The following is an 11091-nucleotide window of genomic DNA, read 5'->3' on the forward strand; positions in this document are numbered from 1 at the left end:
GATTTTCCACTGTGAACTAAATTCTCTCAACAGCTTACCGTAACAGCCATGAACGATTGACAGCCATGAGCGATTGACAGCCATGAGCCTTTGTAAGCTGTTTCCTCGCCAGGTGTGGCAAACACTTTTCACTGTAATCAAAGTACCAACTCTGAGGTAGTAGAATGACAAATGCCCGCCCCAATGCATTAAGCCTTGCAGTAGCCATTGCCCTCAGCTCTTCCATCATCAGTACACAGGCAATAACCGAGCGCAAGCTGCAGACAAAATCTCTTGATATCTCTAACGACGAACATCTGTCGTTTACACAGAGTCTGGTCAGTGTTCAGCCAACTTTAGCGGGTGACCAGCAACCAATACCCAAATCCTTTACCACTACTTACCCTGATCAGACCCAAGCCAGAGAAGGCTGTGCGGTTCCCTCTGAGGGTTTTACAGACATTCTTTCTGCCGTTAGTGCTGACGTCACCAGTGTTGATCTGTTTGAAACGGGCGAGAATGACGTTGCTCAGAAATACACCAAAGTCCTGAAGGTGGGTGATGAGGAAGTCTTCAGGTTCACCCATAGCCTTGGAGAAAGGGAGCTGATAATTGAAGTCAGAGGCGGAATGACCGACCAGGAGACCATTGACGCTGTTCGTGATCAATTAACGGTCATACCGTCATTAGAACCCTCAACGAAAATAGCCAGACCCGAACAACTGCATGCGGTCCTGGAAGGTGCTGATGACAGAGCAGGAGACCTCGGCACAAGCGACTACTATGTTGCCCTCGCCACCATTAAAGTAGAACCCATTGAAGTGAATGGGCGAACGTTTATGCGTCTCATCGCTTCGGGCGATCAACCCCCTGAACTGACCCGCCTTACTCAATCGCTCTTTGTCAATGATGAAGCGCTTCTGGCCGCAGCCACCTCGGCCTACATCCAGGTTCATGTCCTGAAAGAGGAGTTGCAACAGGAGGCTCTTGATAGACTGCTGGCACTGAGCAAACCCGTCGGATATGTTATGCAAAGAGAAGATTCCACAAGGGTTTACCCTGCGCCTTCGGGTTATCCAAAGCTGGTACCCAGTCATACTCAGGAAGATACTATTGTTTTCTATAGTCAGAAACTGAATCCAGCCGATATCGCTTTTGTAGAAAACCTATATGACCTTCTGGCAGAAGCTGAGCCTGATGGCCTCACTCACGCAACAACAAAGGTTAAAACATATAAGGTCAAAAGCTACCAGCATGTTATTCGAAGCAGGCAGTGGGCACTGCTGGAGGAGTTGGCTGCCCAGGGCAATGCTGAATTCAGCAAGGATAAACTGACTTCGCTTGCATACTATGAATCTCTCCAGCAGGCATTATACAGCGCCAGGCCTTATAGAACGGATGAATTTGAACTCACATTAGAACATCTCAAAGTCACTTCATCAGTCCTCACGCCAACCTGGATACATTATCAACTGGTAAGACACTTCGGTTTCCGTAGCGCAATGAAAACTCTTCTGACTGACCAGCGCTTTATTCAGAATATGGAAGAATTGATACCCTTTATCAGAGTTGTCCAAAAAGTGCAGGCCGATGGAGATGAAGAGTTTGCTGCCAGAGTCGTGAAAGGCATGTCAGCGCAGATGATTAATACCTATAACAAAATAGAGGCGCTGCGGACAAAAGAAGGCGAGTACAACAGGCTTCTAAAACACCTGGAGGACAATGCAAAGGAAAAACTCAGAGCCCTTGAACTCAAACATGAGCTTGCGCAGAAGGCTGAAGAAGAGCTTGCGCAGACTCGTAAAGCGCTGGAAGAACTGCGAAACCGGTCACAGAAACCGCAGCAGGAAGTCGAACGAATTCCGGCATTGGAAAAACAAGTTCTTGATGCCAGGGCAGACGCCTCAAAAGTATACAACAGTCAACTGGCAAAGGAGCTTGGTATTGATAACTGGGATAATACCCAGCCAACCGAAGAACAAGCCAGAATAATCATACAGAAAATTAATGAAATCAACCAAATGGTGGCGGCAACAGGAAAAGCTCATTTTTATAAACAGGCTATACGTATGGAAATGGCAGCCATTGAAACCATTTTCCATATTACTCCGGTCGATAAAGACGATCTTAATGCCCGCTTTAGAGGCATTTACGAGCAGTTGCTACAAAAGTCAGAACTAACCTTTGAGGGGGCCCAACAGACACTGGCTATGGCAGAAGATGAGCTCGGTCTGACACGGGATAACGAAGAAGACCTGATAGCCCGCTTCCGTAGCATTCTCGAAACCCTCAGGCAGATGGCGCTTGAGTCCGCTCGACAATTTTTTCAGGATCAACAGCAGGGGCAGGAAGAACAGAAAAACCAGTTACAGAAACTTCAGCAGGAAGCCAAACGAATTCCAGAGCTGGAACAAAAGGTTCATGATGCCAGAACAGATGCCACAAAAGACCGCAACGCTCAAACGGCAGCAGAGCTTGGTATTGATGACTGGGACGATACCCTGCCACTGGAAGAACAAGCCAGACTCATCAGAAAAAAAATTCAGGCAATCAAACCATCGGTTGCCGCAACAGAAGAGCCTGATGAAGAAACTGTAAAAGCAAAACCGGCGGGCACTGGCAAAAAAGGTCGCATTATTCTGGTCGATGAAGACCAGCTGGCAACCCTTCTGATCACCCGCGAGCAGCTGCAACAAAATCCGGAACAACCCGACGAGGAAATTCGGGAAAAACTGTCTGACCTGGAAGACCAGCTCGGACTGGTCCCGAACAAAGAAGATGACCTGCAAGCCCGTCACCAGAACATTCTGAAGCACCTTGAACAAGAGGCATTTGATGTCAGTCAAAGAGAGCTGAGAGAACGGAAAAACCGGTTGGAGAAGCTTCTGCAGATAGGAGAGGAAAACCAGTTAGAGAAACTTGTGCAGAAAGCCGGTAGGGTTCCAGAGCTGGAAAAGGAACTTCTTACTGTCAAGAGATATGCCAGAAAAATTCGCTGCGCCCAGAGAGCAGCAAAGCTTGGTATTGATGACTGGGATGAAGCCCGGCCACTCGAAGAACAACGCAGACTCATAGAAGAAAAAATTAATGACATATACAGATCAATGGCCGCAACAGGCCATCCTGATGAAGAAACTGTAACAGCAGAACCGGCGGCCATTGGTGGCAGGCGTGTTATTGCTTCGGTCAATAAAAACAATCCGGGGATCCTTCTGTTCATTCAAAAGGAGCTGCAACAAAACACCAAACTATCCGATGAGGAAGTGCAGGAAAAACTGACTATCTTTGAAAGTCATCTCGGCCTGGTTCCGGAAAACAATGATGACCTTGAAGCCCGTCATCGGGCCATTCAGCAACACCTCAAGCAGCAGGCACCCGAGATTGTTCAACAACCCCTTCTGATCACCCACGAGCAGCGGCAACAAAATCCGGAACAACCCGACGAGGACTTTCAGGAAAAACTGTCTGACCTGGAAGACCAGCTCGGACTGGTCCCGAACAAAGAAGATGACCTGCAAGCCCGTCACCAGAACATTCTGAAACACCTTGAACAAGAGGCATTTGATGTCAGTCAAAGAGAGCTGAGAAAACGGAAAAACCGGTTGGAGAAGCTTCTGAAGACTGGAGTAGAGAAACTTGTGCATAAAGCCGATACGGTCCCAGAGCTGCAAAAGCAACTTCTTACTGTCAGGAGAATTGCCAGGAACACTAACTACGCTCATACAGCAGCAAGGCTTGGTATTCATGACTGGGACGATACCCTGCCACTCGAAGAACAACAAAGACTCATAGAAGAAGAAATTAATGATATATACAGATCAATGGCCGCAACAGGTCAGCCTGATGAAGAAGCCTTAACGGGAGAACCAGCGGCCATTAGTGGCAGGCGTGGCATTGCTTCGGTCAATAAAAACAATCCGGCCACCCTTCTGCTCATTCAAAAGCGGCTGCAAGGAAACACCAAACTGACCGATGAGGAAGTTCGGGAAAAACTGACTATCTTCGAAGATCATCTCGGCCTGGTTCCTGAAAACAATGATGACCTCAAAGCCCGTCACCGGACCATTCAACAGCACCTCAAGCAGCAGATAACCGAGATCGTTCAACAACCTTTTCAGAATCAACAGCAACAGGAAGACAAACGAATTTCAGAGCTGAAACGACAAGTACTCACTGCCAGAGCAGCTGCCACAAAAGTTCGCAACGCTCAACTGGCCGCAGAGCTTGGTATGGATGACTGGGATGATACCCAGTCACCCGAAGAACAAGCCAGGCTCATTAGAGAAAAAATTAATGAAATAAAACCATCGGTTGTCACAACAGCTCAGTCTGATGAAGAAACTTTAGAGGCGGAACCGTCGGCCATGCAGATAGAAGAGGAAAACCAGTTAGAGAAGCTTGTGCAGAAAGCCGATATGGTTCCAGAGCTGCAAAAGCAAATTCTTACTGTCAGGAGAATTGCCAGGCAGGCTAACTACGCTCATACAGCAGCAAGGCTTGGTATTGATGACTGGAATGAACTCCTGCCACTCGAAGAACAACACAGACTCATAGAAGAAAAAATTAATGACATATACAGATCAATGGCCGCAACAGGTCAGCCTGATGAAGAAGCTGTAACGGCAGAATCTGCGGCCATTAGTGGCAGGCGTGGGATTGCTTCGGTCAACAAAAACAATCCGGCCACCCTTCTGCTCATTCAAAAGCGGCTGCAAGGAAACACCGAACTGGCCGATGAGGAAGTTCGGGAAAAACTGACTGCCTTTGAAAGTCATCTCGGTCTGGTTCCGGAAAACAATGATGACCTTAAAGCTCGTCACCAGGCCATTCAGCAACACCTGAAGCAGCAGGTAACAGAGACTGCTCAACAACCTTTTCAGAATCAACACCAACAGGAAGACAAACGAATCTCAGAGCTGGAACAACAAATACTCACTGCCAGAGCCGATGCCACAAAAGTTCGCAACGCGCAACTGGCAGCAGAGCTTGGTATGGATGACTGGGATGATAGCCAGTCATCCGAAGAACAAGCCAGGCTCATTAGAGAAAAAATTAATAAAATAAAACCATCGGTTGCCACAACAGGACAGTCTGATGAAGAAGCTGTAAAAGCAAAACCGCCGACCATTAGCCAAAAGCGCCGCATTACTTCGGTCGATGAAGAAGATCCGGCTGCCCTTCATTTCACTCCACGGCGACAGCGCCTGGAACAAAACGAAGAACTACCCTATCCGGAAATTCTGGAAAGACTGACTTTCTTTGAAAATAAACTCGGCCTGGTTCCGGAAAACGAAGATGACCCTGAAGTCCGCCTCCTGAGCCTGCATCAGGGCATTCAGAAGGAGTCACGCAGGGCTTATCTGCAACATGTTGAGAACCAGGAAGAACTGGCAAAACGGAGAAACTGGCTAAAGTTTCTTCAGGATGAAGTTAATCGAATTTCAATACCGAAAAAAGAAGCCCCTGAGTCAATGGAGGAAAACAGAAAAAATTACAACATTCAGTTGGCAGCAGCGCTCGAAATTGATGACTGGGATGATACCCAGCCACTGGAACAACAAGACAGCCTCATTAGACAGAAAATTCGTGATCTCAAGCAACCGGCGACCGTAGCTCAGATTACTGCATCATCAATGACCCCGACAACGATTGCGCCAACAAAGATCGCCCCGACACCGGTCATCGCAACATCATTGGTGACTGCAACATTATCGGTGACCACAACGAATGCCGCAACCGCACAAACTCCGCAAGAAGCTTTCAAAGAAACTCTGGCGGCCATTGAAAGCAGGCACAATATTACTCCAGACGACGAAAATGATCTGCTTGCCCGCTGTCAGTTTGTGCAACAGTACCTGCAGCAAAAACATGCAGAATTAGCCGATTTTAGCGAAGTCGAGAATAAGCTGGCCTGGATTGAAGGTCAGCTCGGCCTGACCCCTGGTATCGAAAGAGACCCGGAAGTTCGCTGTCAGACCATTAGGCAACACCTTGGGGAGCAGAATGCCCAAATCGCTCAACAACAGCAGCTTCTTCAGCAACAGAGTACAGGCACAGAGACTGAAATAGAAGCTGAAATCAAAGCCCGCTATGCAACCATTGCCGCACATTTAAACATTGAGAATTTTGATAGCAATGCAGATATTGGCGATCAACAAAAACATCTGCTTCAAGAACTCAAGAAACTAAATCTTCAACAAGATCTGCTTCTTTCAAAGATGAAACAACAATTCCCTTATACCAGAGAAGAGGACTATGGAGATGATGCCGGTATAGACGAACAAAATAGTCTAATTGAAGCAAAACTTAAACAGCTGGATGCAGAAATTTTCAAAGCGCGTCAGCTTGAGGTTAATGTTCGTATCGCAGCCATTGATGATGAGCTTGACGGGCAAATGGCTCGCCTGGGACCTGAACCCAGAGACGTTCTTGATCGTGATCTGGCCATGGCCAGGCGAACAATACTGGTAGCTGAAAATAAGCTGGCAGGGCTTCATCGTAAGCTGAATGATCTTCCACGCAAAAAATTGGCCGTTACGATTGGCAATGACGTTCACCCTGCTCCGGATGGAGACGACGAAGCGGCCACAAAAAATCTGAACACCCGGATAAAAGGCCAGAAAATTCATGAAACCAGGCAATCGGTTACCGTAAAATCCATTGCCTCAAGACCGGTTAGCGCAACGCCGGTTGCGACAGCTTCGATTGCCCCAACACCCGTTAGCGCAATGCCAGTTGCAACGGCTTCTATTGTCTCAACACCCGTTAGCGCAATGCCGCTTGCAACAGCTTCCATTGCCTCAACACCCGTCAGCGCAACGCCGTTTGCAACAGCTTCCATTGCCTCAACACCCGTCAGCGCAACGCCGTTTGCAACAGCTTCCATTGCCTCAACAGCACACTATCAGGAAGAAAAATTAAAGAAAAAACTGCCTGCCATTGCAAGCTGGTACGATTTTACTTCAGACAATGAACCGGAAGTCCTTCATAAATCCGTTAAACGAGACATTAAGCAGCGGTTAGCCCGGATCACTCAACAAAAGCAACATCTTCAGCAAGATCTTCAGCAACTTCTTCAGCAACAGAGCACCGGGACAAGGGCTGAAAAAGAAGCTGAAATAAAAGCCCGCTTTGCGACCATTGCTGAACATTCAAACATCCAGGGTTTTGATAGCCATGCAAATATTGACGTTCAACAAGAACTCCTGATTCAAAAATTTGAGGAAATAAATGCCCGGGAGCAAGATCTGCGTCAACAACTTTATACAATGGCCAATCAACAGGATATAGAGCATTCTTACACCCTGGCCAGAAAAGATGCCCTGGCGGCGGTTATTGGTTTAGATCGGGTTCCTGAAGATCGTGCTGCCCTGGAGTTAATAGTTCGTGACAAGCTCTCCCAGCTTGCAGAGCTGGAACAAGAACTGGAAGACATCAGAACACCAGGCCATCCAAAAGCCATGTCTGAAGTATTGAGAACACTTCGTGCCGCAGAAAAAGTAATGAAGGATGAACGCCTCACTGTGGAGCAAGATGTGTATTTCCGTCGCATGGATATTTCTGTGGACATGAGGGCATTCATCAGAGAAGCCAGACAGCGTTCAGAGGATAAGGCTCTGATGACACTGAGTTATCTGGAAAACTTGCTCAACATCAAAGCCGATGAAGATGATCACAAGGCAGCAAGATTGAAGAGCGTTCTTAGAAGGCTTGATGATGGTGATATCTCCAATTATCAGCTGGATCAGATGGACATGAACCTCTGGCCGGAGTCGAGGGAAAATCTGGAGCAGGTGAGAATGGATGTCAGACTCTTACGTATTCGTGATCGTCTTACCTTTATAGTCAAAGAATCGGATAAGCGAGCCATAGAAAAACAGGCAGAGTACCTTGTTGCTCTGGAGAAAGAGCTCAATATCGATCCTGATAAAAACCCTGCTGCAAAAGCAAGAGGCAAAACTTTCCTGGCCAAACTGGCCACTGATCTGCAGATAGAGTTTTATGACGACGATTCAAAACTGTCTAAACAGTACGCACTGAGAAGCAGAATTCAGAAATTAAGGAAAGAAGTAAACGAAATCTATGACGATGAAGGTGTCAGAAGGATCAAAAACAATAAAATTGCTGAGCAACTTGATATTAAGGACTATGGAGATGATGCCGGTATAGACGAACAAAATAGTCTGATTGAGGCAAAACTTGAGCAGCTGGAGGCAGAATTTTTCAAAGCGGTCCAGCTTGACGTTAATGAGCGTATCGCAGCTATCGATGATGCGCTTGACAGGCAAATGGCTCGCCTGGGACCTAAACCCCGCTACGTTCTTGATCGTGATGTTGCCATGGCCAGGCGAGCAATACTGGCAGCTGAAACCAAGCTGGAATGGCTTCATCGTAAGCTGAATGATCTTCCACGCAAAAAATTGGCCGTTATGATGGGCAATGACGTTCACCCTGTTCCGGATGAAGACGACGAAGCTGCCGCAAAAAATCTGAACACCCGGATAAAAGATGACCTCGGATCACTGGCAGAGATTCAGGAACAGGCCCGCCTGGAAGGCGAAATTGAAACCCAAAAAGCAGACATTGTGAAACTGAAGGAAGCCCTGAATACTGCAGAAAAAGCCGTCATAAGTGATGGCGGTCCCTTCCAGTACTCCCCGGATCAGGAAAAAGTTCTGAACGCCATCCACAAATTCACGAAGCAGCACCCTCTCAAAAAACGAGCTCTGGAAGCCGCAATTGGCCTGACAGAAGCAGCGATAGAGCATGGCAAGGCAATACCATTCTTTACGAGTTTCGATTTTAACGATGAATTTGCAGCCATTCACCTGCAGGCAATGATCGGAGACAAACTGACGTTTGAACAGGCCGGTCGGATTGTGGAAATTTTCAATGACCTGAAGGCCACCTTCCCGGAATCCCCATCCGGGTCTGTAGAAGATCAACCCCGGAATGTGCTGAAAGAAATCGAGATTCTGACGGACAGGGCCAGGATGCACTTAGAAGCCGGGGCCCGACAATACGACGTCGAAATTCGCGGCATGGGCTTAGCAGGCATTCACTACGTCGAGCAAGAATCAAAGGACCTGAAAAGCTTCTCGGAATACTTCGCTACCCGTTCTGCCAGCGGTAACAAGATCATAGCTCTGCTGCGTGAAGGTCTGATCAGCAAGATTGAGCTTGAGAATTACATGAAAGCTGTCAAAGGTGTTGATGGCTATCAGACAGTGGATGAATTTGAACACTTCCTTGGCCACAAACACGGCATCAGGGTGTCTGACTTCAAAGCCGCTGTCCAGATGCTGTCCGACCAGGGTGTTGAAGAACTCATACAGAGTGCCTTTACTCCTGTGACCCTGACTGCAACTGGCCCGGCAGGCATGAAAGAGTCTGTTGCCGGCATGACAGAGTACGCAGCGGCTGTCATCGCCAACTACGTTCTTGATGATATTGCCTTTGACAATGGCCGCAGGACGGCAGCCTTCCTGACCAATATTCAGGATACCCTGACCCCCTATGCCAATGCTGTCGGGATGTCTGAATCAGAACTGATCAAGATTGTCCATAACACATTGATGCAGGCTCACGCCGCAGCGGTTGAGCAGAAGCTCAATGATTACTGGGTCAAACCTTCAGCCTTCCTGGTACAGGCTGTCACCTGGTACTACTCCAGCTACAAACCTATTCTGGCAACTCATAGCGACTGGCAGGCTGCCAAACTGTCCCTTGCAAACATGTCATTCCTCTATCTTCTGGATCTGACCAACAGAGGTGATTACCTGCACAGAATGCTCACACCTTTCCAGCACTGGCTGGAACGCTACGGTGTTGATCTTGACCGAACCGGCCAATATGCCTATCACAGCGGCATTGAACAAATCTCTGAAGTGGGCGGACTGGCCATGCCACTGGGCAAAGCCGCTTCCTCAGTCATTCTGTTGAAAACCGGCTCTGCGCTGTTCACCAGACAGTACAATGCCAACCCCCACAGCTATCGCAGCCTTTCCCGTCTGGTGCCGGAAATAGTGAAATCCATGGGTTCCGGACAAGGGGTTCAGGTACCGCTGCTGAACAGGGTGACACCACAAAAAGTAAAAACACTGGCCTCTGCCACAGCCGGTCTGGTGCTGGGTCCGATGGCCACTGTCGGAGCATACGCCCACGGACTTCTATCCGGTTTCACCTATGCTCAAACCTTCGGCTTCGCTCTGGCGTCCGGTGTCACTTTCGACTTCTTTATGAACGACAACAAGATGCTCACTCAATGGCTGGGTGGACCTCTGGGTCGAAGCCTTGACAGGATTAATCGCTGGCGCGGCGGCGGTGAAACCCAGGATGAATATGTGAAACGTACCGCCATTGCCACACCTCAACGCTATAGTGAAACCGATGAAGAGTACGCAAACCGCGTTAAAGCAAATAACACTATGTATGGCTGGACTCGACACGAGAACTATCTGCAGTTCCGTGAACGCCGGGATCGCACCATGAAGATGCTCGATAATAGCTGGGAGAAATACTTCAGGGAAAATGTGCCCAAATGGTCATTCTCCCACGCAGAAAGTATTCCTTACTCCTACACTCTGGGTGCCTTATTTGAGTCAGGGACTGCGGCGCCTGAGGCCGCCTCCACAGCTATGAAAGCAGCACTGGCTGATCACGAGTTTGATAAAGATAAAAATACCCGCGACGAACTTTGATATCAGAAACCAGTACAAAACTCTAGCAGCCTGTCGGACTTAAGCGTCCGTAGCGAGGATTGCGAGAAATTGAGGATAAAAATTTCTGATTCCGAGGAGAATAGCGAGCTATTTGACGAGGGAGCAGGAATTTTTAGACCAATTTATCGCAACCGCAGTAGGACAGTCTTAAGTCCGACAGGCTGCTAGCAACGCGTTCCCACGCTTTTAGGCCCTGTGGGTCTTGCGTGGGAAGGCATAACTCCCCTGAAAACCGGACTCTACAGCGTGAGATAAGGTATGGGTTCCCACGCTGGGACCCACATTCACTCAACAACTTACAGACTTTGCCACTGTGAAAAAGATTCTTTCAACGGCTTATCGAAACAGCTATCAGCAACTGACAGCTATGAGCGATTAGAAGTTGCTTTCT

At 48.1% G+C, this 11091-nt stretch carries 1 protein-coding gene; it reads left to right on the plus strand.

The window, feature by feature from the left end; genetic code table 11:
• Window positions 1–164: 164 nt before the first annotated feature.
• Window positions 165–10679 carry a hypothetical protein gene (locus tag ACOJUO_RS25375; protein ID WP_422138575.1) on the plus strand — a complete coding sequence of 3505 codons (10515 nt, stop codon included), beginning with the start codon at window positions 165–167 and terminating at the stop codon, window positions 10677–10679.
• Window positions 10680–11091 lie beyond the last annotated feature (412 nt).

Source organism: Endozoicomonas sp. ALC020 (assembly GCF_049275935.1).
Classification (GTDB): Bacteria; Pseudomonadota; Gammaproteobacteria; order Pseudomonadales; family Endozoicomonadaceae; genus Endozoicomonas_A.